The following is a 26,263-nucleotide window of genomic DNA, read 5'->3' on the forward strand; positions in this document are numbered from 1 at the left end:
CCCGAGGCGCCCCGCATGTTGAGCCAGACTGCAACCGATGTTTTGAGCGAATGCGACTACGAATGCGTTCGCGCGCAACTGCATCAAGCCCTGCGCGGCGACGGGAACCCGCCGCAGGTCGAATGCTTCTGGCTGGCTGGTCGGCACGTATCCATGTGGCGCGGCGGTGGTCGCGACGGCAGCAATGCACAACAACATCGTCGCACCACCGCCTGATTGCGCCGCACGCAGTCAACTACGAAACCGAGCCATGAAAATCGGTCTGATCGATACGCACCTCGCCCGCCAGCAGGCGATCCACTCCGCGTTGCAGCCCACGCGCTTTGAATGTGTGCCGCTGTTTCTCTCTCGCCAGGTCTTTGAAGCCATCGATCTGCACGGCATCAACCTGCTGATGGTCGGCGCGCATGCGCACGACATGCCAGGCCTGTCGCTGGTGCGCAGCGTGCGCGAGCGCGTGGGCCCCGGTATGGCGATCGTCTACCTCGCCGACGGCCAGGCCGATACCGAAACCGCAGAGGCGCTCAACCACGGTGCAGACCTGTGCTTCCAAGGTGATATCCGTGCACCTGAGTTGCTGGCGCGGCTCGATGCGTTGATCCGCCGCTTTGCCGTGAGCCGCGCCGTGCGGGCGTCGGAGATTCGCCTGGGGCCGTATACGCTCGATCGGCAGAATCGTTCCATCCGCCTGCACGATGCGTCGGTGTCAGTGCATGCGCGTGAGTTTGAGTTGGCGCTGCTCTTGTTTGCGAATGCGGGGCGTGTACTCTCGCGCGCAGACATCGAACTGGCGCTCTGGGGCCGCGAGCTGAGCCCGTATTCACGCACGCTCGATACGCATGTCTCGCGCCTGCGCAAGAAATTGCTGCTCGGCACGGAAAACGGTCTGCGGCTGCGCGCCATCTACGGGCAGGGTTTCTGCCTGGAGCGCGTGATCGACGCCGAAGCAACGCACTGACAGCCTTGACCCGCCGGAGCCGCTGCCATGCAATTGCTCTGTATCACCATCCTCATCGGCTTTCTGGCCGGGCTTGTGGCCCGATGGGTGACGCCGCGCTGCGGCGCAAGCGGCTTCGTCCTCACCATCATGGTCGGCATTGCCGGTGCGCTGGCCGCGGCCTTTCTCGGCCAGTTGCTGCATTGGTATGAGCCCGGCCAATTGGCGGGGTTTGCCGGCGCGGTCGTGGGCGCCGTCATCCTGCTGGCCGGCTATCACGTGCTGGCACGCGAACGCTGAGTCGGTCGCTTCAACGTAAAGCCCTGCAAGACGGGGTTTTTTTGTTGGTGAAGCAGGGGAGGGGATTCGAGCGCCCACCACTAAAAGAAACGCCCTGACACTCGGGACAGCAGCATCAGGGCCAAGAAGGCCGCGGCTCTCTCTTCCGCGACCGGAGCGCACCCACGAGGGGTCGGTGCAAGCTCAGGTTACGTGGCTGAGAGCGGGCGAATGCAAATCTTTATCAACAGCGCTGAGGGTCGGCGAATGGGCGAGGCGCTGCGCAACTAGTAAGACGTCGTACAACATGGGGCCGTATTGGCCGGCTCAGCTGCCTGTCGCGGCCGATTGAGTGCCAGCCGCTTCGTGCGCACGACGCAGGCGTTCCCGGCTGTTTGACAGATGCATGCGCATGGCAGCGCGGGCGGCTTCAGGGTCTTTGCGGGCGATGGCTTCAAAGACGCTGTGGTGCTCGCGGTTGACCGTGGCGCGCAGTTCCGGAGCGTTCAGGTATCCGACCTGTGCCAGCCCGATCCGCGTGCGAGGGATGAGCGTCTTGCCGAGTTGGGCGAGGGCGCCGACAAAATGTTCATTGCCGGTGGCGCGCGCGATGCTGAGGTGAAACTGCAGGTCGGAGGTGGCGCTGTCGTTGCCGTCCGCCTGGTCCTGCTCAATGGCTTCGAGTGCCAAACGCAGGGCATCGATCTCGGTGGGAGAAATGCGCTGTGCGGCCAGGCCAGCGCACTCCGTCTCAATGGCGACGCGCAATTCCAGCATGCTCAGAATGTCGTGCATCGTGGAGGCATCGCCCAGCGGGATGCTGTTGTCTGCGCGCGGCGGCAGGACAAAGCTGCCGATGCCGTGCCGCGTTTCGATCATCCCCTTGGCTTGCAGGCGCGAAATGGCTTCGCGTATCACCGTGCGGCTCACGCCCAGCGCTTCCATCAATGCGGATTCCGTCGGCAGCTTGTCGCCAATGCGCAGCGATTCGTTGGCGATGCGCCCTTTGATGTGGTCCACCACTACGTCCGCCAGGCTTTGGGTGCGGCGCACGTGCGTTGCGGGCGAACTGGCGGTGGGCATGCGGTCTCCGGGAGGGGCGGGTTTACCAGGGGTGGTTCGGTCGGAATGTGTCAATTATAGTCGCATCCGTGTTGTACGACGACTGATGACATACGTGATGACCATGGATCACAAAACCACCGACTCCCCACTTCGCACGCCGCGCGTTACCCGCCTTCAAGTCATTCCCGTGGCGGGCCGCGACAGTATGTTGTTGAATCTGAGCGGCGCGCACGGCCCGTTCTTCACCCGCAATATCGTCCTCCTGGAGGACTCCGAGGGTCATACCGGGGTGGGCGAGGTGCCGGGCGGCGAGTCCATCCGCAAGACCATCGAGGACGCGACGCCGCTGGTTGTCGGACAACCGATCGGCGCGTACAACAACGTATTGAACAGCGTACGTCGCCAATTTGCCGATCGCGACGTCGCCGGCCGGGGGTTGCAGACCTTCGACCTGCGCACCACCGTGCATGCGGTGACGGCGCTGGAAAGCGCGCTGCTCGACTTGCTCGGCCAGCATCTGGGCGTGCCTGTGGCGGCGCTGCTGGGGCAGGGGCAACAGCGCGACAAGGTGCCGGTGCTCGGCTACCTGTTCTTCGTGGGCGACCGCAAACGCACCGACCTGGACTACGCCGACGGCAGCGATGCCACGGACGACTGGACCCGCGTGCGCCACGAAGAAGCGCTTACGCCGGAGGCGGTCGTGCGCCTCGCAAAGGCCGCCCATGCGCGCTATGGCTTCAAGGATTTCAAGCTCAAGGGCGGTGTGCTGAGCGGCGATGACGAAATGGTCGTCACGACTGCATTGGCCGAGGCCTTTCCCGAGGCGCGCGTCACGCTGGACCCGAACGGCGCGTGGTCGCTGGCCGAGGCCATTCGCCTGTGCCGCGACAAGCACGACGTGCTGGCCTACGCCGAAGACCCGTGCGGCGCCGAGGGCGGTTACTCGGGCCGCGAAGTGATGGCGGAATTCCGCCGCGCCACGGGCCTGCCGACGGCCACCAACATGATCGCCACCGACTGGCGCCAGATGGGGCACGCCATTCAGTTGCACTCCGTCGACATTCCGCTGGCCGATCCGCATTTCTGGACGATGCAGGGCTCGGTGCGCGTGGCGCAGATGTGCGACGACTGGGGCCTGACCTGGGGTTCGCACTCCAACAATCACTTCGACATTTCATTGGCGATGTTTACGCACGTGGCCGCGGCTGCGCCGGGCAACATCACCGCCATCGACACGCACTGGATCTGGCAAGACGGACAGCGCCTGACGCGTGAACCGTTCCAGATCGTCGGCGGTGAGATTGCCGTTCCGGCCGCCCCGGGCCTGGGCGTCACGGTCGACATGGAGCAACTGGAGAAGGCCCACGCCCTCTACAAGCAGCACGGCCTGGGCGCGCGCGACGACGCAATCGCCATGCGCCAATTGATTCCCAACTGGCAGTTCGACAACAAGCGCCCCTGCATGGTGCGTTGACTGTTGACTGCTACGGCGGAACCCGAGGCGGCGCACGTCGTAGCACGCCGCCTCGTAGATCGGTAACCAATAAAAAAATATCGGAGACAACACCGTGAAGACCATCAAGGGCTTGCGCTGGTGGATCATCGTGCTGGTGTGCCTGGGCACGATCGTCAACTATCTGGCGCGTAACTCGCTGGGCGTGCTGGCGCCCACACTCAAGAACGAGCTGGGGATGAGCACCCAGCAGTATTCCTACGTGGTGGCGGCCTTCCAAGTCGGCTACACGATCATGCAGCCGGTCTGCGGCTTTATCGTTGACCTGGTCGGCTTGCGTATCGGCTTTGCGCTGTTTGGTGTGTTGTGGTCGTTTGCTGGCGTGCTGCACGCGGGCGCTACCGGCTGGCTGTCGCTGGCGGGCTTTCGCGCCCTGATGGGCCTGACCGAAGCCGCTGCCATTCCGTCCGGTATGAAGGCCGTGGCCGAATGGTTCCCGGACAAGGAAAAATCCGTCGCCGTCGGCTGGTTCAATTCGGGCACCTCGCTGGGTGCGATGTTGGCACCGCCGCTGGTGGTCTTCCTGCATCTGCGTTACGGCTGGCAGTCGGCGTTTGTGGTGACTGGCGCCATCGGCTTCCTGTGGGCCGCGCTGTGGTTCGCGTTCTACCGTTCGCCGAAAGACCACGCCGCGCTGTCCGACGCCGAGCGCGAAAAGATCATCGGCGGACAGCTCCGCCCCGTGAGCGCCGAGCGCGGCAAGCGCCCGGTCAAGGACGTCGTGACGTCCCGCCGTTTCTGGGCGATTGCGCTGGCGCGCTTCTTCGCCGAGCCGGCGTGGCAGACGTTCAGCTTCTGGATTCCGCTGTACTTCGTGAACGAACGCCATCTCGATCTGAAAGCGATCGCCATGTTCGCGTGGCTGCCGTTCCTGGCGGCGGACCTGGGCGGCCTGGTGGGCGGTTACCTGTCGCCGTTCCTGATCAAGCGTTTCCGCATTCCGCTGGTGTGGTCGCGTGTGTGCGGCGTCGTGCTGGGTGCGTTCATGATGATCGGTCCGGCGTGCGTCGGGCTCGTGGCGTCTCCCTACACGGCGATTGCGTTGTTCTGCGTGGGCGGCTTTGCGCACCAGATGATCTCCGGCTTGGTCAACACGCTGTCGGCGGACGTCTTCGATCCGGAAGAGGTCGGCACCGCCAGCGGCTTTGCCGGCATGGCGGCGTGGATCGGCGGCCTGGGCTTCTCGCTGTTGGTGGGCGCGCTGGCTGACAAGGTCGGTTATGGTCCGCTGTTCGGCCTGCTCGGCGCGTTCGATCTGATTGGCGCGGCGTTGCTGATTGTTCTGATTCGCGGTCAGTCGCATGAAGAACGTGCCGCGCGTCAGATGCGTCTCTCTGCTTCAAACTGAGTTGAAACCGATGTCCATGTTGAATCCCCCCCGATTCGAAGTCCAGGCGCAGGAAGGCAACCGGCTGCGGCTGGCCAGCAGCGCCGGCGCTGCGATTGAACTCTTCGTGCTGGAAGAAGACATCATCCGCGTGCTCGTGCTGCCGCAGGGCGACCTGCGCGGCCCGGCCACGTGGTCGATCGCCCCCGGCGGTGACGACACGCCGCTCGAAGGGCGTGACCGCCGCGACCTGAGCGGCTTCGCGCTGCCCGCATTTGCGCTGCACAGCGACGCCGACACGCTGCGCGTGGAAACCAGCAAGATTCGCCTGAGCGTCGCCCTGGCAGGCGGCTTCTGCACATGGCAGATCCGCGGTGCCGGCGGATGGCAGACCGTGCTGAACGATCGCCCAACGCAGGCCTACAACTTCGGCTATTGGGACGAGCAGGTCTACCACTACGTGCGCCGCGAACCCGGCGAGATGTACTTCGGCCTGGGTGAGCGCGCCGGCGACATGAATCGTGCGCACCAGCGTTACGAGATGCGCAACATCGACGCGATGGGCTATAGCGCCCGCACGACTGATCCGCTGTACAAGCACATCCCGTTCTACGTGACGTGGCAGCCGGAAAACCGCACCGGCTTCGGGCTGTTCTACGACACGCTGTCCGATTGCAGCTTCGACATGGGCCGCGAGCTGGACAACTACCACGGCCTCTATCGCTACTTTGTCGCGCCGCATGGTGATCTCGACTACTACTTCATTGCCTCGCCCGATACGCCGCTCGGCGCCACGCGCCGCTTCACGTGGATGACCGGCCGCCCCGCGTGGATGCCGAAGTGGGGCCTCGGTTACTCCGGCTCGACCATGACGTACACCGACGCGCCCAACGCGCAGGAACAGATGGCCGAGTTCATCAAGGGATGCCGTGAGCACGACATCCTCTGCGATTCGTTCCATCTGTCGTCGGGCTATACGTCGATCGGCCCGAAGCGCTACGTCTTCAACTGGAACACCGACAAGTTCCCGGATGCGCGGGGCTTCGTCCAGAGCTATCTGGATGCGGGCATTCGCCTGTGCCCGAACATCAAGCCGTGCCTGCTGCGCGATCACCCGAAGTTTGAAGAAGCGAAGCAAGCCGGGCTGCTGATTTGCGATGCAGCCGGTGAGCCGGCCTGGGTGCAATTCTGGGATGAGGTGGGCGCGTATCTCGACTTCACCAATCCGAAAACGCTCGACTGGTGGAAGGCCAACGTCAAGAGCGCGCTGCTGGAATTCGGCATGGCGTCCACCTGGAACGACAACAACGAGTTCGAAGTCTGGACGCCCGACGCTTTCGCTTACGGGTTCGGCAAGAAGGCGCCCATCCGCGAGGCCAAGGTGCTGCACACGATGCTGATGATGCGCGCCTCGCGCGAAGCGCAACTTGAGTTTGCGCCGCAGCGTCGGCCGTTCCTGGTGTCGCGCTCGGGCGGTGTCGGCATGCAGCGCTACGTGCAGACGTGGTCCGGTGACAACTACACGTCGTGGGAAACGCTGCGCTACAACCTGAAGATGGGCCTGGGCCTCGCGCTGTCCGGCGTCTCGAACATCGGCCACGATATCGGCGGGTTTGCGGGCCCGGCGCCTTCGCCGGAACTGCTGGTGCGCTGGGTGGCCTTTGGCGTCTTCCTGCCGCGCTTCTCCATCCACTCGTGGAACGATGACAAGACCGTCAACGAGCCGTGGATGTATCCGCAGATCACCTCGCAAATTGCCTCGCTGATCAAGCTGCGCTATCGGCTGATTCCGTATCTGTACGAACTGCTGTGGCAATCCACGCAGGCCTACGAGCCGGTACTGCGTCCGACGTTTGCCGAGTTCCCGAACGACCGCCGCTGCTACGCCGAGTGCGATGACATGATGATCGGCTCGTCGCTGCTGGTGGCGCCGGCGGTGGACGAAGGGCAGACCGAGCGCACCGTCTATCTGCCGGCCGGCGCGCGCTGGGTGTCGTACTGGAGCGGCGAGGCCTTCGAAGGCGGACAGGCCACCACGCTGCCTTCGCCCTGGGACCAGCCGGTGATGCTGGTTCGCGAAGGCGGCGTGATCGCGCTGAACGTGGCGGAGCAGCATTTCGACCAGCGCGCCGATCAACGCGGCTTCCTTGTCGTGCCCATGCAAGGCGTTGGCGAATCCGTTGGCGGCTGCATTGAAGACGACGGCGAAACCGAAGCGTGGCGCGACGGCGAGCAGGGCCGCTGGAGCGTGCGTGCGGTGTCGGATGCGCATGCCATCACGCTGCACGTATCGTGCGAAGGCAAGATGCCGACGCTGGCTGACACCGTTGAGATTCACCTGCCCGCCGGTGATGTGCGGCAAGTGCAGACGCCGCATGCCCGCGTGCTGGAAACCGTTGTTGCGGGTGGCTGGCGCCGCCTGACGTTGCAGTTGCTGGCCTAGTGCCGCATTCTCGCTGCGAATCACGTGCGGGTCCGTAGAGGCCCCGTGATGCGCGGTGTTCCCTTGGTGCAGGAGATTTCCGAGCTAACAACGATGAAAACCACACGAGCCAAACGTTCTTTTTCGTTCCACCCGGTCTACGCATCAGCAGCGGTGCTGTGCGCCGGCGTGTCGATGCACGCATCGGCGCAAAGCTCCGTCACGCTGTACGGCGTCGTCGATAACGCCATTGCCTATTCGAGCAACCAGGGCGGGCATTCGAATACGTATATGAATTCCGGTGCCCTGGCCGCCAGCAAGTTCGGCCTGCTCGGCTCGGAAGACCTGGGAGGCGGCACTACAGCAGTGTTTCGTCTGGAGAACGGCTTCGCTGCCGACACGGGCGCGCAAAGCAAGGCGAACACCATCTTTAACCGACAGGCCTATGTCGGCCTGGCCAACAAGGACTACGGCCAGCTCACGATGGGCCGTCAGTACACACCGTACTTCCAGTACGTTGCCGCGCTGGGCCCGACCAATGTGCTGACGGGCGCGGTCGGTGCGCACCCGGGCGATATCGACGCGATGGACACCACGCTGCGTGTGCCGAATTCGGTCACCTATACGTCGCCCACGTTTGGCGGTCTCCAGGCGGGTCTGCAATATGGCATGGGCGAGCAGGCGGGCAGCATGTCCAACGGCAGCGCCTTTAGCGCAGCGATGCGTTATGACTACCAGGCGTTTGCCTGGTCGGCTGGCTACGTTCGGTTGAAGAACGTCCCGACCTTCCAGAACAACACCGGCGACTTCGCCAACAACGCGCCCATCAACAAAGGCTACGCAACGGCTGATACCGCACAGATCATCGGCACTGCTGCGCGCTACACCGTGGGCAAGCTGATGATGGGCCTGAACTACTCCAACGTGCAGTACCGCCCGGGTGCCGGTTCGCCGGCGGGGTTTGCACAGACAGCGTCGTTCAACACGTTCGGTGCCATTGCCACATACGCGCTCACGCCTGCATTGACCTTGACCGCCGGCTACAGCTACACCGCCGAGAACAAGCGCAATGGGGTCGACAATGCGGCGCGCTATCACCAGATCTCGATGGAACAGCTGTACTCGTTCTCCAAGCGCACCGCGCTCTACTTCGTTGAGGCCTATCAGAAGGCGAGCGGGCAGACGCTGAGCTCGGCGGGTGGAGTCGTCAACGCCGTGGCCTCGGTGGGCGACTCGCAGAACGGCACGCCGTCGAACGGACGCAGCCAGTTTGTGGGCATGGTCGGCATTCGGCATTCGTTCTGATGCATAGCCAGACCTGGCTTGCGCCCGGGCCGGTGCACACGCTGCAGGCCGGCGCGTTGACCATGGAAGTCGCGCCGGCGGCAGGCGGCCGCATTGCCTCGCTGGCGTCGGCTGGCGAGGGCGGTCGGTATATCGATTGGTTGGCGCCGATGTCGGCCGACTGCTTGCGTGATGGCTTCGACGGGCTGGCATGGCCCAAGGCTGGGTGCTATCCGCTGCTGCCGTTCTCCAACCGTATCCGCGATGGGCGCTTCGAATGGGGCGGCCGGGAGGTCCATCTCGCGCCGCATCCGGGTCAAGCGCATGCCATGCATGGATTGGTGCATGCACGGGCCTGGACGGTGGAGAAGCTCACTGCGTCGTCGATCGAACTCGGCTTGCGCTATGTGCCCGAGGTGGACAACTGGCCCTGGCCGTTCACCGCCACGCAAACGCTGGTGCTGACTGAATCCGGTCTGGAAGCCGTCATGACCCTGCGCAACGATGGCGACAGCAGCATGCCGGCCGGCGGCGGCTTCCATCCATATTTCGCCCGCACGGCCGATACACGCTTGCAGTTTGAGGCTGCGACGATGTGGCCGACCGACGCCGGTGAAGTTGCCGTCCGCCGCGAGCCGATCACGCCGCGGGAAGATTTCCGTCACGCCCGCGCATTGCCGGATGCGGCGCTCAGCGTCTATTACAGCGGATGGCAGCGACGTGCCGTGGTGTCCCGCGCGGGCAGGGTGCTCACGCTGAGCGCCGATGACCCGCTCGACCACTTCATCCTCCACGCGCCGCACGCGCAGCCGTATTTCTGCCTGGAGCCCATTTCACACGTGGCCGATGCGATCAATCTGGCGGCGCAAGGATGGGAAGGCACGGGCCTGCGCGCGTTGGCCCCGGGCGAGACGCTGCTGATGCGCATGCAACTGCGCATCGAAACAACGGCCTGAAATGCGACGCTGCGCTAGCGGCGCGCCTCGGTCCACGCTGCTTCCTTGCCGAACCACTCCGTCAGAAATTCGATAAACGCGCTGACCTTGGCCGACAGGTTGGCGCGTTCCGGGTACACCACAAAGATGTCTGCCACAGGCAGCGCCCAGTCCGCCAGCACTAGCACCAGCCGTCCGGCGCGCATGTGCTCGTGGACGTCCCATTCCGATCGCATCAAGATGCCGTAACCGGCCAGGGCCCAGAGCACGCCGGTTTCGCCGTCGTTCGTGCTGAGCACGCCGCGCACCTTGATCGTTTCCTGTCGACTGCCGCGCGTGAGGTACCAGGTGCCGTAAGCCGCGTCGCTCTCGCGCAGAACGATGCACTGATGCGATTGCAGATCGCGCGGCACCTGCGGTATGCCTGCACGCCTCAGATAATCGGACGAGGCGCACAGCATGCGCTCATTGCTCACGAGCTTGCGCGCGACCATGCGTGAATCCGGCACCGTGCCGAACCAGATGCCGATGTCGAACGCCTTGTCGGTCAGGTTGACGGAGCGGTCGGTCAGTTCAAGCTAGCACCTCCACCTCCGGATACCGCCGCGCGAATTCCACAATGGCGGGCGCCACATGCCGCCGCCCGAAGCCGAATGCAACGGCCTGCTGCTCGTGATGCTCGACGAGGCGACTGTGGAACGCATCCTGGCCGACGTGTCGGACGCTGCCACGAGCCACATTGCCATCGACGTGGATTCGATGACCGTGCGCAGCCGCAGCGTGGTGGCGTCGTTCACGCTTTCCGAACGTCACCGCCACATGTTCCTGCGCCGACTCGACACGATCGGCGCAACGCTGGCGCGCTGGGACGACATCAACGCCTTCCAGCAGTCGCATTGGCGGCGCGGCCATCCTGCGTCTGTTCGCGCCGTCAGCGCTGGTCGGCTACAAGGTGATCGACCCCGAGATGCTAAAGGCGCTCACCACCCCCATGAAGACGGCCAACCTGCAGTACCTGTACATCGCGCGATCGGCCGGCGCCACGAGCGTCGGCCGTTTTTTTTTGACACACTGAAGCGAAAGCGCGCCGCAGATTGCGCAAATGAAAAAGGCCCGACAGTTGCCTGTCGGGCCTTTCAAATACTGGTGGGGCGTGAGTGACTCGAACACTCGACCTACGGATTAAGAGTCCAGCCCAATTTATATATGCGTCAAAGGGTTATGCATAAATTCCGTTCCGCAAACGTTCCGGATGTGATGCCCGAGAACCCGCATCCCACCGTATGGTGATCGTGCTTTGCGGAACGGTTTACCGCGTGGGCTTGATCTTGTCGCCGCGGCGGTTGCGCACGTAGCGCTCGGTCATCGCGATCGAGGAGTGGCCGAGCTGCTTCTGCGCCTGGCGGATGTCGCCTGCCGAGTCGGTCTTGTCCGTGCCGGCCTTCGCGCGCAGGTCGCGGAACTGGAACGCGTCCTTGTCGATGCCGGCTGCCTCACGGGCCTTGTCGAAGCGCGAGCGTAGCGCATCGCGGCCTAGCCGCTCGCCGGATTCGTTGACGACCAGGGCCGTGCTCACGACCTTGTAGCCCTTCTTCCGCGCGCGGATGCGCTCGACCACAGCGGCCAGCTCGCCGACCACGGCAATGCGCAGCTTCTTCTTCGTCTTCCCCTGCTGGATCTCCAATTCGGCGCTGCCGTTGATGTGGCGCTCGTCGAATCGCAACGTGTCGGCCGGGCGCTGGCCGGTGAGGTAGGCCAGATCCATGGCGTCTCGTAGTGGCTGGTCGGCGGCCTTGTAGACGGCGGCAAACACATCATCCTCGACGTACACATCGCGACCTTCCTCCTCATTGCGCTTCACGCCAGCGCAGGGGTTCGGTGCCCGCGTGAGGCCGGAATCCCGCGCAAAGTTGAAGACGTGCGAAAGCAGCGCGACCTCGCGGTTTGCGCGGACATGGCCAGCATCGAGGGGCGCGGCACGGCCTTTCTCTTCGTACCATTCGCGCGCCTTCTTGGCGCGCCAGCGAAAGTAGGCGCGGACGTGCATGGGCTCGATCTCATCGAGCGGCGCATCCTTGAAGAATTCGCGCAGGTTGTCGAGTTCCTTCACGTTGTCGCTGCGCGTGCGCGGTGACTTGGTGGGCAGCACTTCTGCCACGTACTTGTTGGCCGCCGCCGCAAACATCACGACAGGCGCCGCCGGCACCTTGGACTGCTCCAACTCTGACCACTTGCGCACGGCTTCAATGTAGTCCGAGCCCAGCGACTTTTCCTTTCGCGGCTTACCGCCCAGGTCGTAGAAATAGTAGGTCTTGTCGCCACGGTGGCGCGCCCGCATGCCGGCGGGCAGGTTCATGTTTCGCGTTGGCTTCCGGCCCATGATGTCAGCCTACGAGCGTGAGGGTGGCGGGCTGCCACTTCTTCTTTGGTTCGGCGGCGGCGACCTCGGCCGCCTTTCGACCTTCGATTGCCGCACGGGCGACGATAGGCCGACCGCGGGCGTTCGGCCAGAACGGAATGCCGGACGCGCGCAGCCATTCAATCTGCAGATCTTCGCGCGTGCGTTTCTTCCCGCCGACGGTCTTTCCAATCTTCACGCCGGTCAGTTCTTCGATCTCTTCGGGGGAGAGGAATGTATCGCTCATTTCAGGCCCCAGTGCTGTTTCGTCTTTTCAATGATGCGTTGTGCTGCTTCTTTCATACCTTCCTGAACTCCACCACCCATACCCAAGGGTTCGCATCCCATGAATCGGCACCGTTGATGTCTTCCCACAGTTGCCGGTACATCCCGTAGGCGCTCGAATCGAAGTGACGCTTGCCGTCGGATAGTTTGCATTCGTTGACCCAGCCTCGTTTTTCATCGTGCTGGATGACCCCCTCCGCAACAGCATCAGCCTCGCTGCAGTCGTTCAGACGCTCGACGCGCACGCTGGTAATTTCAAGCTCGATCCGACACGCTTTGCGCGGCATGTGAATGGACGGTTTCCACGGGCCGCCGTAATCCGTGCGGGTATCGCCTGCGCGATACACGTACATGGTGGCGGGCCACGGCGAAAATGGCGGACGGATCTCGGCCCATGCCTCGCGCACCCACAGCCGGTCGCCGGGCTGGCCATACGGGCAGCAAATTGGTTCCCAGCCAGGGTGCAACTCGCACCCGCTGAATGCCTCCTTATAGGCCCAGAAGTAATGTTGCCCTTTCGGATGATGAAAGGTGTCCATGCGGAACGTATCGGCTGGCGGCTGGTTCTTCATGATCCGCCGCGTCTGCGTCTTCTGGCCGTCGAGGATGGCGCGCACCATCGCGCCGCTGAAAAGAATAGGGCGTTCTTTCGTCATGCTAGGATTCCTGAAACTGCCGGGAGGCTGATATGGCGCGTGAAGTGATAGAGAGGGACAAACTGCTGTCCATCATCAATGACCACATGGCGTCGCTGGACGTCTGCCGAAACCTGCGGATTACCAGCATCGCAAACGACCCGGCGCGAACTCACGGAGCAAATTGGACGACTGGCCATTTGCGAAGATCCGGCGCTGACCATGACCAGGTTGAGTGCGGTGAGGCAATACTCGCCTTCATGCTTGACCTGCAAGCGCGATACGACATCTAGACTGGTCACGCGACCTCCAAAATCTGCTCGACCGAAAGAGCCACCGCCACCGGGCGAACCCATACAGGCGTTGCCGAGAGCTGGAATGTCTCGCCTGACTCGGCTAGGAGGAGAGTGGTGCCCATCACCTCGGCGATAGCCTGTGCCGCATCCGGCGGCACGGCGTTGCCAATGCGCTCGCGCCAGGCCTGATCGCTCAGGCCGTCGAGTTCCAGGTACTCCTCCGGCTCGATCAGCGACTGCAATGCGGCCAACTCCAGCGTGGTGAACGGCCGGTGCCACGTACCATCCAGCGCGCGGATGATTGCCACCAGCTTGTCGTTGGGCGCTGGCATGCGCGGATCCGCGACCGACCAGCGGCCGTTGTCGTGGCCAGCCGCTGCCGAGACAGCGCCGCTCGGCTGGTCCCACCCCACAACGCCGTAGTGGCCACCGGTGAGGTAGTGATCGCCCCGTTCGCGGCGCATGCCGGGGCGTGGGTCTGCCACTGCCAGGGCACCGCTGCCGAATCTCGCCCCTGTCACGGTCGCGGCCGGCTCATCAAACGGCGTCACCTTCAACTTGCTAGCGTGCGCCGTCGCTGGCCAACCGGTCCGCGGGTCGGCGACAGCGAAAGCACCCTGTCCCGTGGTGCTGCCGGCGATGATCGTGCCGGTAGCGTCATCCCATGGCGTCACGGCGTACTTACCAAACGTCGGACCATCGCGGCGCGGATCTGCCACGCATTGGCCGGTACCGTGCGCGCCAGTGACCGCGCGGGCAGCGTCGTTCCACGGAACGATGCGCAACTCGTTGTTCTGTTGGTTGTTGTTCTGGTTGCCGTTGTTGAAGTTCTGATACCAAGCCCAGCCGGATATGTCGTGCTATCTACGTCGCCCGGCCGATTGCTCAGGAGGGAAACTGCGCTGGACCGTGCCACACACCGGCGGTCGGTTTCCGTTACGCGCATGGCGGTGGCCTTGTGGGCCAGCGGCACGACCAGATTGAAAGATCGCTCAGTCATGACGGCCTTGACCTCCATGAAGCGGGCGATTTGCGGACTTCTTCCAACCGTTGGCCTGCTTTCCGATGCTGGTCGTGATCTCGACGGCTTTGGCATAAGCTGGCAGCGAGATCAGACGTTTGTCCATGCCAAGGCGCAAAAGCAGCTCGATCACCTGAAGGCGTTCGATAAGTTCGCCGAGGTGTGGCCCCTTATCGGCTGCGACATTGGCGCGGAAGACCAGCACCATGATCTCGATGCATTCCGCGCTGATCTTCTCGCCGATGCTGCGCTTGAAGTCGCGGGCCATGTTCTTGACCAGGTCCGTCACCACGTCGAGCAGCCCATAGGCCGCCTTGTAGATCGGAAGGTTTGTGTGCAGTGCCACGGTGAATGAAATGGTTAAATTACAGAAGGATCAATCTGCGGACGGCACGGGCGCGCAACTCGTCGTCCTGTAGGCAGCCGTACTGGCGGCCGTAGCCGAAGTACTGACCCCAAGCCCAGCCGGACTCGCGCTCGTGAGCCTCTCCGGACCAGTACCAAGCGCCCTGGAACTCATCTTTGAGATTGGCGTACAGGAGCGATTGCTCGCGGCGCGTCGGCAACTCGCCGCCCTGTTCCTTGGCCCACTTCTTGGCGTCGTCCCAGTTCAGTTCGGCTTCATCGCCGGGGAGGAGGATCAGGTGATGATCGGGCTCGCCGTCTTTGCCGAGAATGAGGCCGGCATACTGCTCGCCGGGGTTCAGTTGGATCGTGCCGCCGGCGACCTTGTATTCGCGCGCAGCTGCCTTGCGGATTGCCTCGATCATGGCGGTGATCTCGGCATGCTTTGCTTCAACTGCTTCAAGCGTGGGCGTCATTGCTGACCTCTCCTGAAAATGAATGAAGGGTTAAATCGTCAATCTGCGGACGGCACGGGCGCGCAACTCGCGGCCCTGCGGGCGGTCGTACTGGTAGCCGTAGCCGAAGTACTGACACCAAGCCCAGCCGGCATATTCGGGATCGGCGTCAGGAGTGTTGGACCAGTAGGCTGCTTCCTTGAATTGGCTGCGGTGCTGCTCGAAAGCGATGACCAATTCAGCGCGCGTCGGCAGATCGGCATTCAGGCTTTTGGCCCACTCCATGGCGTCAGGCCAGCTCATGCGCTTCTCGGCTTCAGCGGGAAGTAGGATCGTGTGCGTCACGTCGCCGGCAGCGTTGACGAGGCCGCAGAGGTAGACCTCACCTTCTGCAAGCGGCGGAATTTGGATTTGTTGCATGCGTTCTCCTGTTGATGGGTGTTGCGCTTGTGCATTCAGAGACGGAGATCCCGGCCTTTCTTAGCCGTCAGCCACCAGGCGGTTTCTTTGCCTTTGCCGCCATAGACGTATTCGCTCCACAAGGCCTGTCCATGGCCGAGGTAGCGCATAAAGCCCCACGGTTTGACGTCACCGGCTTTGTGGAAGAAAAGGGTCCACACGTCGGCCATGCCTTCGGGTTTGATGATTCGGTGGAAGGTGTCGCCTTCCAGGCTGTTGAACCAGCGCACCTCGCGCAAACCGCGCCGCCGCACTTCCCGATACCAGCCGGCCAGGACGATGGAAGCGGCCCACGCCCACGGGTGATCGTGCAGACCGCGATCAGGATCGGAGCCGACGAAGCGGTGCAGGTACACGCGCATGCCGAAGACGCTGCACACGAAATACCGCTCCAGATACCGGCGGCCGTTGTCGCTGATGACCTTGACCGGGCGCGTGTTGCTGTAGGCGAGCAGGATGCGGCGGATCATCGAGCGGACTCCTGCTTCTTTTTGCAGGCGGTGCATTCGCCCAGCCATTCACCATCGGCGCGGTGCACGTCTCCGGTGCCGTCGCAATACTCGCAACGCTTCGGCTCGGCTACAGTCACGGCAGGATTGGGCATGTCGTAGAGACCCAGGCGCTGGGCGTCGGCAGTCATCTCGTCCAGCGCACGCTCCTGCGCCGGAGTCGGTCCTTTCGTTTCCGATGCCAACGGATAGAACGATTTGCTGGGCTCATCGTTCGGGCGACACATCCACCCGCAGTGCCTGCATTCCAGTTCGCCTGCGCGCCGAGCGGCCGCCGAGGGCGAGTCGTTCCTGCCCTTCGTCTTCAGCTCGGCGACGCCGTTGGTCGCCACGTCGGCCGGGCGCCACTGGTGGCCGCAGCCGTGGCACATGTGTGTGCGATGGGGGGGATTGCTCCAGGTCACCACCTCGGTCTCGGTGAGCGTGTCCAGGCCGGAGCGCGACAGCGTGGTGCCGGTCTCGACGGCATCGATGTGCTGCATGCCGCAAGCCGGGCAGAGCAGCAGCATGTCGACCGGCTTCGCCGTCGCGGCCAGCGCGGTGAGCTGCTCGTCGATCCAATCCGTCATGGTGGCGCCCTTCGGGCAGCCGTGGCGCGCCAGCACGGCCTCGATGTCTTTCAGGGCCAGCGACATGGCGTCATACATCGCGCCGGATACGGTTTCAGTGGTCATCGTTTTCATCCTTGGATCCAGGCCGCCTCGACGGGGCGGTGCGGGCGCCAGTCACGTGCCCATTCCTCATGCGCCGCGGCGATGTCGGCTTTCATCTCGGCTTCGGCCGGGTCGGCGCGGTGCTGCTCGGCTTCTGCGTTGGCCGGCCCGTACACCCACACGTCGATGAACCGATGCTTGCTCTCGCGCGGCTTGCCCAGGTGCGCCTCACCGCGATCGCGAAGGGAATACAGATGGTTCAGGCAGGTGTTCTGCGACAGCCCGGTCCACGCAGCCAGCTCGCGCGTGGTGCAGCCCTTGGCCTTGGCCGCCATCAGCGCGGTGCACACCTTGTGCGCATTGCGCTCGGCGCGGCGCTTGCCGCCGTTGACGATGTTTTGCAGGTTGAGATGGGCCATGACGTCAAGCAGTGGAATGGAATAAAAAGGAGGGCGGCACCGGACGGGGGAGTGCGCCGCCCCCGACGGAAGAGTTACGCCTCGATCTTGGTGTCGTCCTGGGCCAGGTCGGAGCCGGCGAACGGGTCATCGCTGCCGCCTTTCTTCTCGGCTGCCGTCTTCTTGCCCGCGCCCTTGCCGTCGACCGGCTTGAGTTCCTGTTGGCGTTCTTCCGGCGCTGTGAGGCTGATCTCGATTTCGGTCTGCGCCATGTGGTCGATGCGGCCCTGTACGTCGGCGCCCGGCTTCGAGTAGGCATTGAAGATGACCGTGACAGTGCCGCCCGGCTGCAGGTTCACCGCGAAGTCGGACAGCTCCACCTCGGCCAAGCGGATCTCGGACGCCTCGCTGGCGCCGCAGTGGTAGGTGAGGTGGTAGCCCGCCAGTTCCTTGCTGAGCTTCAGCGGCATGTTCACCAGCGGCAGCTTGCGCTGGGTGAGGTCGACGTCCTGGCGCGGCAGCGAGAGTTCGCCTTGGCCTTCTTCGTCGGTCTTGGTCTTGCCGTTGTCCTTCTCGTAGAACGCCTTGCGCAGACCGGGCTCCAGCACGTCGAGCACCGTGTTGTCGGTCTGGTACTCGAACTTGACGCTGCACGCGTGCTCGCGCTTATCGCCCTTGAACTCGGCGACGTTGGTCACGCTGCGGACCTTCACGAGCTTCTGCTTGATCTCGAACATCTTCATGGTGTGCTCCTTCGGGGTGGGGTATCAGTAGGGCGTGTCGTCGTCTTCAAGCAACTCTGGCTGCGGCGCGGGCATGCCGCCAATTGACGGCAGATCCTGGAGCGCACGGCGTAGCTCGTAGGTGTTGATCGGCTGCACGCGCAGTTGGCGCGCCGCCATGCACGCGGTGGCTTCGTCGACAAAGCTGATGCCGTAGATGGCGCCGTTTCCGAACAGCTTCGTGAACGCTTGCGTGGCCGGGTTGCTGCCGGCTGCCTCGCACGCGGGTACGTCAATCCGGACGAAGGAGCAACCGCCGACGGTCTGCTCGGTAACGCGGCCGGCGATACGCTGGTGGCCAAACAACTCGACGATGGCCCACTGGTCGAATTTCTCGGTGGTGAGGGTGGTCATTGCGGATTCCTGTTCTTGGGTAGACGGGCGTCGATGTCACGGATGCGGGCGATGACGCGCTCGGGCACGGCGATCACTTCGACGTCGTTCTCGATCGCGCGCACAGCCGGCCGCAGCAGCTCGCGGTCGATGGGCGGCAGCGTTTCAAGGTGCGGCGCGATGCGCGCGAGCGCTTGGCGGATGGCGCAGTCGGCGGTCACGCGTCACCTCGCAGGCGCAGTTGCTCATCGGCCCAGGCACCTGGCCATTGGATGCACCGCTGTTTGTCGCGCTCTTTTTCCCACTCGTAGCCTTCTTTCATCGCATCCGCATGCTTCTTTCCGTATTCCTGCAGTGCGGTGCTGCATTTCTCGGGCTCGTAGTCATAGCGCTCGTTATTCCAGTCGCGCTGGTCTTCCTTCGGCAGCGCATCGAAATCGGGGAACTTCGGGCGCGGTGGCATGACGGGCTCAAACCAGGATTGCGGCGCTGCCGGCGCGTGCGCGATGAAGTAGTCGCGCAGGGTCATGCCGCGCACCGCCTTGTTGTATGCATCGGCGTACAGGCGATCGCGTTCCGCTGGATCCGTAACACCCATGACGGCTGCGCTGCCGGCGGCGTGAGCCATACCACTGTCGGGGACAGGGAATGCGGGGCCGCCATCGGCGAGCGCAAACGAGCGCTCACGGTAGAAGCAGTTTTCGGACTGATCCATCACGCGGCCCTCGCAGCAATCACAGCGTCCTCGAACACGTGCACGCCTTCCAGCGGGCAGTTCTTTTTGAGGGCGAGCGCGATCTTGTTGATCGCCGGCATGTTGGCGTCGAGCAGGTCAACGTACTCGGGGTGCGCGGCCACGAAGCGCACCAGCGCGAGTTTGTCGGTCACCTCGGCCTTCCAGACCATGCGGGTCGACACGCCTTTCGTCTGCGGGATCGAGGCGACAACCGGTGCGGTGATGAGCGTGGCCGTCTGCTGCAGCGTCGCGGCTTCGGCGGCGCCTTGCTCGACGCGGCTCTCGGCCTCGGCGTTCAGGCGTGCAGCGGCTTCAACGTCGCCCGCGGCGGCGGCCTGCTCGGCCTTGCGCTGGATCTCCTGCGCCTCGGCTTGAGCGGCGGCTTCGGCGGCAGCGGCCTCGGCTTCCATACGCGCACGTTCCTGGCGGGCCAACTCCTCGGCCTTGGCCTGCTCCTCGATGCGCTTGCGTTCCTGCTCGCGGTCGTAGGTCGAGATTGCCTGCTTGAGCAGCACCTCGGCCTGCTCCAGGTAATCGGTGGGCGCGCGGAACAGATCCATCACGGCCTTCTTTGCGGCGTCGATGGGCTGCGTGATGCTCTTGCGCTTGGCGTCGACATCTTTCTGCAGGGCCTTGATCTTGGTCAGCTCACGCGCGGCCAGGTCGCGCACCTGCGGGCTGTCGATCTGGTAGGCCTTGGCCATGTCCAATGCCGAGTTGGCCTGTTTGAACAGCGCCTGCTCAGGCTGCGGCACTTGCAGGTTCACCAGCGGTTTCGTATCCATGTTTTTCCTTCCAGTTGCGGGTGGTCAACAGCGACAGGAACACCGGCCAGTCGCTCTTATCGGTGTAGGGTTGGAGGCGGTATGTGCCGTCGGCGCGCAGGCCCAGCGCATACCGGTCTTCGACGTGCGTGCCGTTCTTCTCGAACAGTTCCTTGTAGGCGGCGAGCTGCAGACCGATCACCGGGCCGAGATAGAGCATCTTTTTGATGTCAATCACGGCGCGGCGGCGGTTGATGAGACCGGAGCGGTCGGGCGTGCCGGCGTACCGCAGGGCGGGGTGGTAGAGCCGCTTTTCGATCGTCTCGGGCACGAAGCCGGTCTCGGCGCGGAACTTGATCCACGCGGTGAGATACGGCCGCAGCTCGTCGGCGAGGTCGTCCATGTCCAGGTCGTCGAGGTCGTACAGTTCCGTCATGCGGTGTACGGCCTGGCCGAGCTTGCGCGCGCGTTCCAGCACGTCGCGCGGCACCTGGGAGTAGTCGACCAGAGGCGACAGAATCTGCGTCACAGAGGGATAGCGAACCCCCTGCACCGAGTATTCGTGTTTGGCCTCATCGAATCGCAGCTCGGTCATCACGCACCCACCGGGTCTTCGATCCAGGCCACCACGTCGTTGTAGTTCGCCGTGGTCACGCCGTCGTATCCAAAGCCAAAGTGCTTGCGCATGTCGGCTTCGCCCAGCGCTGCCTGCTCCATCTTCGTTTTTAGGATGCGGATTACGCTTTCGCTGGCCGGGGTGCCTTCACGGTCATCATCGGAACCCGGTTCTCGGGCGGCCGGCGCAGGGGCGGGAGCGCGGCGGGTGGAACGTGCAGCTGGTGCCGGGACCGGGGCGGTTTCCTGATGCCCCAGATCCATGGGCAGCACACCGTCAGCGTCTGCCTGCTCGATCAACGACGGGCGCTGTGCGGATGCGTTGGAGCGTTGGCTTTTCGAGTTCGGCTGCGGCACGTCGACGACCTGTGCGGTGCCCATGTCGCGCTCAACGATGCGCTCGCCTTCGTCTTCATCGAAGACACCGGCAAAACCGAAGGCCAGGCGCGCGCCCTGCACGAACGTCTTGTGACGCAGCATGCGGTTCGGGTGCGACTTCCACGGCTGCATGTTCTCGCGCACCACTTCATCGAAGTACTCGCGCACGATCACCGGCCGCTGGCGGTCCTTGCGATAGATGCGCACCTCCATCCATTCCGGCACTTCTTTGCCGCTGAACGAGATCGTTTCTTCGGCATAGGTAAACTCGAAGCCGTCGCACTGCGGGTGCTCGTTGACGATGCGCGCCCAGCCGTCAACGCCCACGACCGGAACGATGCCGCCCTTGTCGGGGAAGGCGTAGATTTCCTTCGTGAACGGGTTGAGGCCGTACTGATCGGCGACGATCAGAAGAGCGGCCATCTGCTCGTCGGTGACCTCACGGTCGCCTTGCTGTTTGAAGGCCGTGGCCTTGAGCGTACCCATCAGCTTTGACGGCTCGATGGTGTACTTGTCGGCGAACTTGGCGACGAGGCTTGCGCGCGGCGCTGCGGCGACCTGGCGGTTATCGGACATGGGTTCCTCTGGGTGGTGATGACGGGGGTTACTCGGCCTGCGCTGCCGGCGCGGGCATCTTCTCGACGCACACGTAGGGGAAGCGTTCTTTGTTCGGCTTGATGAAGCGGCCGAAGTGGGAACCGAACGACTCGGCGTTGCGGAAGGCGTCCCAGTTCTCCGGCGTGAAGTCGAAGTAGTGGTAGAGCGACGTGGGCGCGCCGGTCTTGCGATCCTTGAAGCGGATGGCGCAGGTCTGGCTGGCCGAGTCGTAGCCGATGGAATGGATCTGCGACGACTCGACTTCATCCATGGCGATAACGGGTGCGGCGGTGGTGGTCATGCTGGTGCTCCGATGGTGGGGGTGGAAATCAGGCGCCGGGGCCGGCGGCGAAAGCGGCGACGAGGTACAGAGTCACGCCGATGCCGATGCCCACGCAGATGGCGCCGAGCCAGTCGAGCGCGCGATCCGACAGATGTTTGCGACGCTTGGTGGTCAGCTCGGCATACGGGCCGAAGGCCTCGTTCAGCGAGCGCGCGACGCGGTAGTCGCGGGTGCGGTAGTGGTTGGTCAGCATCACAGGTACCCCTTTTCGATCAAAAAGGCGGTCAGCTCGGCGCCGAGAAAGATGGCCACGCTCAGCAGCAGGAAGGCGTTCAGCACAAAGTTGTTGCGCTTGCGGCGCATGTACTCGGTGAGGCGGTTCTCGCGGTCTGCGGCGCGCTGGGCGGCTTCGTTGTCGGTGAGGTGCATGTCAGGCTCCAAGGTTGGGCAGACGGCGGCGGATCTTCTCCATCACGCTCAGGTGTCCGGCTTCTGTGTTGCACTTGCGGTGGGCAAGCACGAGGTTGCTCAGGTGATTCGGGCCGCCGTGCGCACGCGGCACAAGGTGCTCAAGCGAGCGATCGTCTTCGGTGGTGTCTTGGCCGCAGTAGAAGCACGCAGAGCCGTCGCGACGCAGCAGCGCATTGACCAAGGGCAGCGTCTTCTCGCGGCCACTGACGCGCTTTTTTGGCGCTGGCGATGCGCGCCATGGGCCGCTCGTCTCGAACGCCGTCCACGCAGTCATTGATTCACCGGTCAACGTCAGGCCATCGCGGGCATTGCGATAGACGATTGACGTGCCGCGCGAGGTCTTAAATCGCAGCACCTCCCATTCGTTGGTCGGCTGCAGGATCTGCGCGCCGCGCTCGGTCAAGAACGCTTCGAACCGCGCGCGACGCTTGGTCAGTTGGGCGAGCGAGATGCGGCTGGCCATGTCGCCTCCTCACATGCGCCCGTGGTAGCGGCCTTCGCCGGTGCCCCAGTCGTCGCAGTTCGCAACGCTGGGCGTGTCGTCCGGCTCGCAGTCCAGTTCTTCCTCGCACGACCATTCGTAGAGGATGGATTCGACTTCCTCCGACAGGCCGACGCCCGTTAGTCCCGGATCGCGGCGCAGTGCGAGGCGCGTTGCCGCAATCGTCAACTGCTGTTGGCTCATTTTCATCACCATTCCCCTTTTCAGAAGCGACCGCGTTTCGAGCGCTGATCTTCGTGGTGGTCCATGGGATCGGAGAACACCTCGCCGGCCAGCTTGTTCACCAGGGCGATGAAGCCCCAGACGAAGGCGAGAGTGGCCAGCAGGCCAAGAGCTGCGTAGACGTAGATCACGCGGCCTCCTCGATGGCGATCTGCGCTTGGTAGTGCAGCTCCATCCATTGCTTCTGGCTGAGCGAGTCGCGCAGGCTGATTTGCGTGCCCGCGATGGCCGCGTCGTCGAGGTCGACGATCACTCGCGCGCGCACGCGCGTATGTGTCCCGTAGAGATCGACGCGCACGGCGCCGACATAGGCGTTGCAGAGAAACGTGGCGTTGGCAGCGACCAGCGGCTGGCCGTCGTGCAGCGACTTGATGGACTGCGCTGTCGCCTTTGCCGCTGCTTTCGCGCGGATGCGGAAGATCAGCGCCGCACCGATGAGATGCCGGTGGTTGCGGGTCTGGTTGGTCTGCATCGCCTGCGCTCCTCAATACGTTTGTGTATGAGGCGAATTATACGAAGGCGAATTGCGTTGTCAATACGATTGCGTATTGAGGGGGCGAAAAAATTCCCCGCGCACGGCGGGGACTCTTCGGGCGGGTGCGAGCTGTTTCGGGTCAACCGCCTTGTCGGTACACGAATTGACCGACGATCTGGAGGAGTTCCGCGTGCTCAGGCGAAATGATCTCGTCCGGGAACCGGCGCTTATCCAGATTCTTGCTTTCAAGCACCCAAGAACCGTCGATCTGGCGCCTCAACTGCTTGATCCGGAGGCCGTCGGGGTGGCGGATCAGGAAGATCTCGCCGCTGCGCGGCTCGGTTCTGGATCGATCGAAGATCACGATATCGCCGTCGACGATGTACTCAGCCATGCTGTCGCCGTCGGCATAGATCGCAATCGCGTTCTCAGGTTTGAGTTTGTACTTCTTGAAGAAGCTCGCTTCTTTGATTAGCGCCCCACGAGGCGTTTCATCCCAGTTCACAGTGCCACCTCCGCATGATCCTTTTGCGTCCCAGTAGGGAATTTCCCCTATGGGCTCGTCCGTCTCGTCTGCGGACACAAGGCTGCGGATTTTATGGTTGCCAGGAAACGGCGCGTTGGCGGCCGGCATCCCGAGTCGCTCGAAGTCGTGCTCTCGAAGCTGCGAAACCGTTACGTCGAAGTAGGCGGCGATCGGTTCCAGGCTTGCCGTGCGCGGGTCTTTGCTCTCGCCTGAAGTGATGCGAAAGATGGTGGGTTGGGGTACTGGATAGCCGAAACGGAGCAGCTCAGAGGCGAGGGATGTTGGATTGATCCCTTTGCGCTTCATGAGCCAGTCGACATTCCTCGCGACCAGCGGTAGTTCGGGCTTTGACATGCCCGGAAATATGCGTTGTTGCATAGACGGTTGCAACGATTTATCCGGTTTCTCATTGTTTCGCATTGACCGCAATACGGTTTCGTATAGAATTGTTCCGTTACCTACGGAGCATGACCATGCAATCACCTCGCGAGATCGTTCAGGCCGCCATCGATGCCGGCTGGACGCAATCCAAGATCGCGGCCGAATCTGGCGTTCCGCAAGCCACCATCAGCCGCATCCTGAGCGGCGAGAACGATCCGCGTTTCAGCACGGTCGAGAAGCTCCTCGCCATCAAGGTCAAGAAGCCGCGCCGCGCCAAAGCCGCGCCCGCGCCGGCCATCCCTGAAGACGCCCCTGCCGAGCCGGAGGCGGCTTGAACTTCGATCACCACACCACCGGCACGACGCCCAAATGCGCGTTGAGCCCTTTCGGTGTCAGCACCGGCCCCTCGCCCCAAGACAGTCGGGCGGGGTGAAACAGGTCATCCGGTCCACTCGACCGGAACAGCTCGACCAAATTCGAGCGCAAGAACCCCAGGTAGTGGAGATACAGAACGTGCATGAACAGCGCCTCTCGATCGCCGCCGGCCAACTCGCCGAGCACCTTGTCGGGCTCGGGGAGGGGGTAGGGGAAGTGCACCGCGAGCGCCGCGAGGATGCCCATCAGCAGCTCGTGCTCGACCTGGTAACTGCCGCTGCGCGTCTTCGTCGTCATTGCCTTTTCGCCGTTCCGTTGATGGGTCGAATTTTGGCCGTACTCCATTGATAACTGGCGAGAACGAAAGATAAAAGGTGTTATCCGTGGCTATCAAAACCCGCTCTCAAACAGAAAACCAGCTCGTGCTCGACTTCGAGCCGGGCCTCACCGAGCGCTACAGCAGCGCGCGCGACGTGGTGGCCACCGGCGTCTACCGGCGTGGCCTCAAGCGCGTGGCCGGCGATCTGGATCAGGCGCCTGGCAACCTGAGCGTGCAGCTTTCGGACGACCCGACGCGCCATTTCTCGCTGGATTCCTTCGAGCGCTACCTGGAGACGAGCGGCGACATGACGCCGCTGTACTACCTCTGCGAGAAGTTCCTGGGCGACCGGCGCAACGGCAGACAGGCCGCGCTCGAACAGATCCAGGCGCTCGGGCCCGAGCTGCTCGCGTTGCTGAAGAAGGCCGGGGTAGGCGCATGACGCGCTGGACAACCACCGAACTGGCGACGCTCGTGCGCGAGTATCCGCAGGTCAAGCGCCTCGACGCGCTCGGCAAGCTGATCCCGCGGCACACGCTCGCCGGCATCTATGCCAAGGCGCGCCGTTGCGGGCTTGCGCTGCTGCGGGGGCGCAAGGCATGAAACCCGTCCAGATCGGCAATGCCACGCTTTACTGTGGCGACAGCTATGAGCTGTTGCCGACGGTACCGCGCTCGCACGCCTGCATTACCGACCCGCCGTACGGTATCAACATCGCCAAGATGACGGGCACCAGCCGTAATCGCTGGAACACCACGCGTCGGACCGTCCAGTACGAGATGAAGGTGATCGGCGACGATCAACCGTTCGACCCGGCGCCGTTCCTAGACTTCGATCGCGTGGTGCTTTTTGGCGCCAACCATTTCGGCAGCCGCCTGCCTGATGCATCGTGCTGGCTCGTCTGGGACAAGCGCGACGGATCCACCAGCGATCATCAGGCCGATTGCGAGCTGGCCTGGACCAATCTGCGCGGCCCGGCGCGGTTGTTCTCCCACAAATGGCGCGGAATGATTCGCGCGGGCGAGGAGAACCTGTCGCGCGGCGGGATCCGCGTGCACCCAACTCAAAAGCCCGTAGCGCTGATGCTGTGGGCGCTTTCTCTCTGCAAGCTCGATCGCGGCACCGTCGTTTTCGACCCGTTCATGGGTAGCGGCACGACCGGAATCGCAGCGCTTCGCTCCGGCCACCCGTTCATCGGCGTCGAGCTGGATCCAGAGCATTTCAGCCGCGCGTGCGAGCGCATCGAGCACGAGCAGCGGCAAGGACGGCTGATCGCATGAACGACCTA

At 63.5% G+C, this 26,263-nt stretch carries 41 protein-coding genes and 1 pseudogene; 13 read left to right on the forward strand and 29 right to left on the reverse strand.

Features of this window, described 5'->3' with window-relative positions; translation table 11 throughout:
- Positions 1-15 precede the first annotated feature (15 nt).
- Genes ACUXH0_RS10910 through ACUXH0_RS10920 form a run of 3 tightly spaced genes read left to right on the forward strand, consistent with a single transcriptional unit; the run spans position 16 to position 1,237 of the window.
- Positions 16-216, forward strand: a complete 201-nt coding sequence (locus ACUXH0_RS10910; RefSeq protein ID WP_004636581.1) for a hypothetical protein — start codon at positions 16-18, stop codon at positions 214-216.
- 34 nt (positions 217-250) lie between these two features.
- Positions 251-958, forward strand: a complete 708-nt coding sequence (locus ACUXH0_RS10915; RefSeq protein ID WP_012435240.1) for a response regulator transcription factor — start codon at positions 251-253, stop codon at positions 956-958.
- Positions 959-985: 27 nt separating this feature from the next.
- Positions 986-1,237, forward strand: a complete 252-nt coding sequence (locus ACUXH0_RS10920; protein WP_004636586.1) for a GlsB/YeaQ/YmgE family stress response membrane protein — start codon at positions 986-988, stop codon at positions 1,235-1,237.
- 306 nt (positions 1,238-1,543) lie between these two features.
- Here ACUXH0_RS10920 and ACUXH0_RS10925 read toward each other — a convergent pair whose 3' ends face one another.
- Positions 1,544-2,299, reverse strand: coding sequence for a FadR/GntR family transcriptional regulator (locus tag ACUXH0_RS10925; RefSeq protein ID WP_012435241.1), 756 nt, complete (start codon positions 2,297-2,299; stop codon positions 1,544-1,546).
- Positions 2,300-2,384: 85 nt separating this feature from the next.
- Here ACUXH0_RS10925 and gudD point away from each other — a divergent pair, with 85 nt between their 5' ends.
- The 5 genes from gudD to ACUXH0_RS10950 all read left to right on the forward strand — a co-directional run bounded on the left by gudD (position 2,385) and on the right by ACUXH0_RS10950 (position 9,783).
- On the forward strand, positions 2,385-3,755 hold the full coding sequence (gudD, locus tag ACUXH0_RS10930) for a glucarate dehydratase (RefSeq protein ID WP_012435242.1): 1,371 nt from the start codon (positions 2,385-2,387) through the stop codon (positions 3,753-3,755).
- 94 nt (positions 3,756-3,849) lie between these two features.
- A complete protein-coding gene (locus ACUXH0_RS10935; protein ID WP_012435243.1) occupies positions 3,850-5,142 on the forward strand; it encodes an MFS transporter in 1,293 nt (430 codons plus the stop codon).
- Positions 5,143-5,152: 10 nt separating this feature from the next.
- Positions 5,153-7,564, forward strand: a complete 2,412-nt coding sequence (locus tag ACUXH0_RS10940; protein WP_012435244.1) for a glycoside hydrolase family 31 protein — start codon at positions 5,153-5,155, stop codon at positions 7,562-7,564.
- A gap of 93 nt (positions 7,565-7,657) precedes the next feature.
- A complete protein-coding gene (locus ACUXH0_RS10945) occupies positions 7,658-8,848 on the forward strand; it encodes a porin (RefSeq protein WP_024542044.1) in 1,191 nt (396 codons plus the stop codon).
- Positions 8,848-9,783, forward strand: coding sequence for an aldose 1-epimerase (locus ACUXH0_RS10950; RefSeq protein WP_182594284.1), 936 nt, complete (start codon positions 8,848-8,850; stop codon positions 9,781-9,783). Before ACUXH0_RS10945 ends, ACUXH0_RS10950 begins: the two co-directional genes overlap by 1 nt.
- Before the next feature lie 14 nt (positions 9,784-9,797).
- On the opposite strand, the gene ACUXH0_RS10955 is transcribed toward ACUXH0_RS10950, so the two are convergent.
- Positions 9,798-10,271 (reverse strand): LysR substrate-binding domain-containing protein, encoded by a 474-nt coding sequence (locus ACUXH0_RS10955; RefSeq protein WP_310735960.1) that lies wholly within the window; start codon positions 10,269-10,271, stop codon positions 9,798-9,800.
- Between the two features lie 124 nt (positions 10,272-10,395).
- Between ACUXH0_RS10955 and ACUXH0_RS10960 the strand changes: the two genes are divergently transcribed.
- Positions 10,396-10,923: a 3-isopropylmalate dehydratase small subunit gene (locus ACUXH0_RS10960; RefSeq protein ID WP_473241713.1), complete on the forward strand. Its 528-nt coding sequence runs from the start codon at positions 10,396-10,398 to the stop codon at positions 10,921-10,923.
- 148 nt (positions 10,924-11,071) lie between these two features.
- Here the strand turns inward: ACUXH0_RS10960 and ACUXH0_RS10965 are convergent, their stop codons facing one another.
- The 26 genes and pseudogenes from ACUXH0_RS10965 to ACUXH0_RS11090 all read right to left on the reverse strand — a co-directional run bounded on the left by ACUXH0_RS10965 (position 11,072) and on the right by ACUXH0_RS11090 (position 24,254).
- The gene (locus ACUXH0_RS10965; protein ID WP_259393709.1) at positions 11,072-12,118 is read right to left on the reverse strand and encodes a tyrosine-type recombinase/integrase; all 1,047 of its coding nucleotides are present in this window, start codon (positions 12,116-12,118) and stop codon (positions 11,072-11,074) included.
- 28 nt (positions 12,119-12,146) lie between these two features.
- A complete protein-coding gene (locus ACUXH0_RS10970; RefSeq protein ID WP_182594286.1) occupies positions 12,147-12,407 on the reverse strand; it encodes a DUF4224 domain-containing protein in 261 nt (86 codons plus the stop codon).
- 52 nt (positions 12,408-12,459) lie between these two features.
- A complete protein-coding gene (locus ACUXH0_RS10975) occupies positions 12,460-13,101 on the reverse strand; it encodes an ASCH domain-containing protein (protein WP_182594287.1) in 642 nt (213 codons plus the stop codon).
- Positions 13,098-13,382 carry a hypothetical protein gene (locus ACUXH0_RS10980; protein WP_182594288.1) on the reverse strand — a complete coding sequence of 95 codons (285 nt, stop codon included), beginning with the start codon at positions 13,380-13,382 and terminating at the stop codon, positions 13,098-13,100. The genes ACUXH0_RS10975 and ACUXH0_RS10980 overlap by 4 nt, the downstream gene beginning before the upstream one ends.
- Positions 13,379-14,176: pseudogene (locus tag ACUXH0_RS10985) on the reverse strand (DNA cytosine methyltransferase); the annotation flags it as partial. The gene ACUXH0_RS10980 and the pseudogene ACUXH0_RS10985, both read right to left, overlap by 4 nt.
- A 192-nt stretch (positions 14,177-14,368) precedes the next feature.
- Positions 14,369-14,743 (reverse strand): four helix bundle protein, encoded by a 375-nt coding sequence (locus tag ACUXH0_RS10990; protein ID WP_182599261.1) that lies wholly within the window; start codon positions 14,741-14,743, stop codon positions 14,369-14,371.
- A gap of 19 nt (positions 14,744-14,762) precedes the next feature.
- Positions 14,763-15,218, reverse strand: coding sequence for an Lcl C-terminal domain-containing protein (locus ACUXH0_RS10995; RefSeq protein WP_182595000.1), 456 nt, complete (start codon positions 15,216-15,218; stop codon positions 14,763-14,765).
- Between the two features lie 30 nt (positions 15,219-15,248).
- Positions 15,249-15,617, reverse strand: coding sequence for an Lcl C-terminal domain-containing protein (locus ACUXH0_RS11000; RefSeq protein ID WP_182640420.1), 369 nt, complete (start codon positions 15,615-15,617; stop codon positions 15,249-15,251).
- Between the two features lie 35 nt (positions 15,618-15,652).
- The gene (locus ACUXH0_RS11005; protein ID WP_259393764.1) at positions 15,653-16,162 is read right to left on the reverse strand and encodes a hypothetical protein; all 510 of its coding nucleotides are present in this window, start codon (positions 16,160-16,162) and stop codon (positions 15,653-15,655) included.
- Positions 16,123-16,839 carry a hypothetical protein gene (locus ACUXH0_RS11010; RefSeq protein WP_182594816.1) on the reverse strand — a complete coding sequence of 239 codons (717 nt, stop codon included), beginning with the start codon at positions 16,837-16,839 and terminating at the stop codon, positions 16,123-16,125. The genes ACUXH0_RS11005 and ACUXH0_RS11010 overlap by 40 nt, the downstream gene beginning before the upstream one ends.
- Before the next feature lie 5 nt (positions 16,840-16,844).
- Positions 16,845-17,237 carry a hypothetical protein gene (locus tag ACUXH0_RS11015; RefSeq protein ID WP_182594817.1) on the reverse strand — a complete coding sequence of 131 codons (393 nt, stop codon included), beginning with the start codon at positions 17,235-17,237 and terminating at the stop codon, positions 16,845-16,847.
- Between the two features lie 74 nt (positions 17,238-17,311).
- Positions 17,312-17,959: a hypothetical protein gene (locus ACUXH0_RS11020; protein ID WP_182594818.1), complete on the reverse strand. Its 648-nt coding sequence runs from the start codon at positions 17,957-17,959 to the stop codon at positions 17,312-17,314.
- A gap of 24 nt (positions 17,960-17,983) precedes the next feature.
- The gene (locus tag ACUXH0_RS11025) at positions 17,984-18,352 is read right to left on the reverse strand and encodes a hypothetical protein (protein WP_182594819.1); all 369 of its coding nucleotides are present in this window, start codon (positions 18,350-18,352) and stop codon (positions 17,984-17,986) included.
- Positions 18,349-18,552: a hypothetical protein gene (locus tag ACUXH0_RS11030; protein ID WP_220485526.1), complete on the reverse strand. Its 204-nt coding sequence runs from the start codon at positions 18,550-18,552 to the stop codon at positions 18,349-18,351. The genes ACUXH0_RS11025 and ACUXH0_RS11030 overlap by 4 nt, the downstream gene beginning before the upstream one ends.
- A complete protein-coding gene (locus ACUXH0_RS11035; RefSeq protein WP_182594820.1) occupies positions 18,549-19,046 on the reverse strand; it encodes a hypothetical protein in 498 nt (165 codons plus the stop codon). Before ACUXH0_RS11035 ends, ACUXH0_RS11030 begins: the two co-directional genes overlap by 4 nt.
- Positions 19,046-19,852 (reverse strand): hypothetical protein, encoded by an 807-nt coding sequence (locus ACUXH0_RS11040; protein WP_182594821.1) that lies wholly within the window; start codon positions 19,850-19,852, stop codon positions 19,046-19,048. Before ACUXH0_RS11040 ends, ACUXH0_RS11035 begins: the two co-directional genes overlap by 1 nt.
- Positions 19,809-20,426 (reverse strand): hypothetical protein, encoded by a 618-nt coding sequence (locus ACUXH0_RS11045; RefSeq protein ID WP_182594879.1) that lies wholly within the window; start codon positions 20,424-20,426, stop codon positions 19,809-19,811. Before ACUXH0_RS11045 ends, ACUXH0_RS11040 begins: the two co-directional genes overlap by 44 nt.
- Positions 20,426-21,400: a phage recombination protein Bet gene (gene bet / locus ACUXH0_RS11050; RefSeq protein ID WP_182594822.1), complete on the reverse strand. Its 975-nt coding sequence runs from the start codon at positions 21,398-21,400 to the stop codon at positions 20,426-20,428. The genes ACUXH0_RS11045 and bet overlap by 1 nt, the downstream gene beginning before the upstream one ends.
- A 28-nt stretch (positions 21,401-21,428) precedes the next feature.
- Positions 21,429-21,722, reverse strand: a complete 294-nt coding sequence (locus ACUXH0_RS11055) for a KTSC domain-containing protein (RefSeq protein WP_182594823.1) — start codon at positions 21,720-21,722, stop codon at positions 21,429-21,431.
- A 28-nt stretch (positions 21,723-21,750) separates the two neighbouring features.
- Positions 21,751-21,957, reverse strand: a complete 207-nt coding sequence (locus ACUXH0_RS11060) for a hypothetical protein (RefSeq protein ID WP_182594824.1) — start codon at positions 21,955-21,957, stop codon at positions 21,751-21,753.
- Positions 21,957-22,133: a hypothetical protein gene (locus ACUXH0_RS11065; RefSeq protein WP_182594825.1), complete on the reverse strand. Its 177-nt coding sequence runs from the start codon at positions 22,131-22,133 to the stop codon at positions 21,957-21,959. Before ACUXH0_RS11065 ends, ACUXH0_RS11060 begins: the two co-directional genes overlap by 1 nt.
- Before the next feature lies 1 nt (position 22,134).
- Positions 22,135-22,638, reverse strand: a complete 504-nt coding sequence (locus ACUXH0_RS11070) for an HNH endonuclease (protein WP_182594826.1) — start codon at positions 22,636-22,638, stop codon at positions 22,135-22,137.
- Positions 22,639-22,647: 9 nt separating this feature from the next.
- On the reverse strand, positions 22,648-22,866 hold the full coding sequence (locus ACUXH0_RS11075) for a hypothetical protein (protein WP_182594827.1): 219 nt from the start codon (positions 22,864-22,866) through the stop codon (positions 22,648-22,650).
- 14 nt (positions 22,867-22,880) lie between these two features.
- The gene (locus ACUXH0_RS11080; protein WP_182594828.1) at positions 22,881-23,030 is read right to left on the reverse strand and encodes a hypothetical protein; all 150 of its coding nucleotides are present in this window, start codon (positions 23,028-23,030) and stop codon (positions 22,881-22,883) included.
- The gene (locus ACUXH0_RS11085) at positions 23,027-23,371 is read right to left on the reverse strand and encodes a hypothetical protein (protein ID WP_182594829.1); all 345 of its coding nucleotides are present in this window, start codon (positions 23,369-23,371) and stop codon (positions 23,027-23,029) included. Before ACUXH0_RS11085 ends, ACUXH0_RS11080 begins: the two co-directional genes overlap by 4 nt.
- A gap of 142 nt (positions 23,372-23,513) precedes the next feature.
- Positions 23,514-24,254 (reverse strand): S24 family peptidase, encoded by a 741-nt coding sequence (locus tag ACUXH0_RS11090; protein WP_182596794.1) that lies wholly within the window; start codon positions 24,252-24,254, stop codon positions 23,514-23,516.
- A 119-nt stretch (positions 24,255-24,373) separates the two neighbouring features.
- Between ACUXH0_RS11090 and ACUXH0_RS11095 the strand changes: the two genes are divergently transcribed.
- On the forward strand, positions 24,374-24,616 hold the full coding sequence (locus ACUXH0_RS11095; RefSeq protein WP_220485523.1) for a helix-turn-helix domain-containing protein: 243 nt from the start codon (positions 24,374-24,376) through the stop codon (positions 24,614-24,616).
- A 7-nt stretch (positions 24,617-24,623) separates the two neighbouring features.
- On the opposite strand, the gene ACUXH0_RS11100 is transcribed toward ACUXH0_RS11095, so the two are convergent.
- Positions 24,624-24,953 (reverse strand): hypothetical protein, encoded by a 330-nt coding sequence (locus ACUXH0_RS11100; RefSeq protein WP_137910698.1) that lies wholly within the window; start codon positions 24,951-24,953, stop codon positions 24,624-24,626.
- An 86-nt stretch (positions 24,954-25,039) separates the two neighbouring features.
- Between ACUXH0_RS11100 and ACUXH0_RS11105 the strand changes: the two genes are divergently transcribed.
- Genes ACUXH0_RS11105 through ACUXH0_RS11115 form a run of 3 tightly spaced genes read left to right on the forward strand, consistent with a single transcriptional unit; the run spans position 25,040 to position 26,255 of the window.
- On the forward strand, positions 25,040-25,417 hold the full coding sequence (locus tag ACUXH0_RS11105) for a hypothetical protein (RefSeq protein ID WP_220485524.1): 378 nt from the start codon (positions 25,040-25,042) through the stop codon (positions 25,415-25,417).
- A complete protein-coding gene (locus ACUXH0_RS11110; RefSeq protein ID WP_182594832.1) occupies positions 25,414-25,578 on the forward strand; it encodes a hypothetical protein in 165 nt (54 codons plus the stop codon). Before ACUXH0_RS11105 ends, ACUXH0_RS11110 begins: the two co-directional genes overlap by 4 nt.
- Positions 25,575-26,255 carry a DNA-methyltransferase gene (locus tag ACUXH0_RS11115; RefSeq protein WP_182594833.1) on the forward strand — a complete coding sequence of 227 codons (681 nt, stop codon included), beginning with the start codon at positions 25,575-25,577 and terminating at the stop codon, positions 26,253-26,255. The genes ACUXH0_RS11110 and ACUXH0_RS11115 overlap by 4 nt, the downstream gene beginning before the upstream one ends.
- Positions 26,256-26,263 lie beyond the last annotated feature (8 nt).

The organism is Ralstonia sp. 110700041-2, from assembly GCF_056280165.1.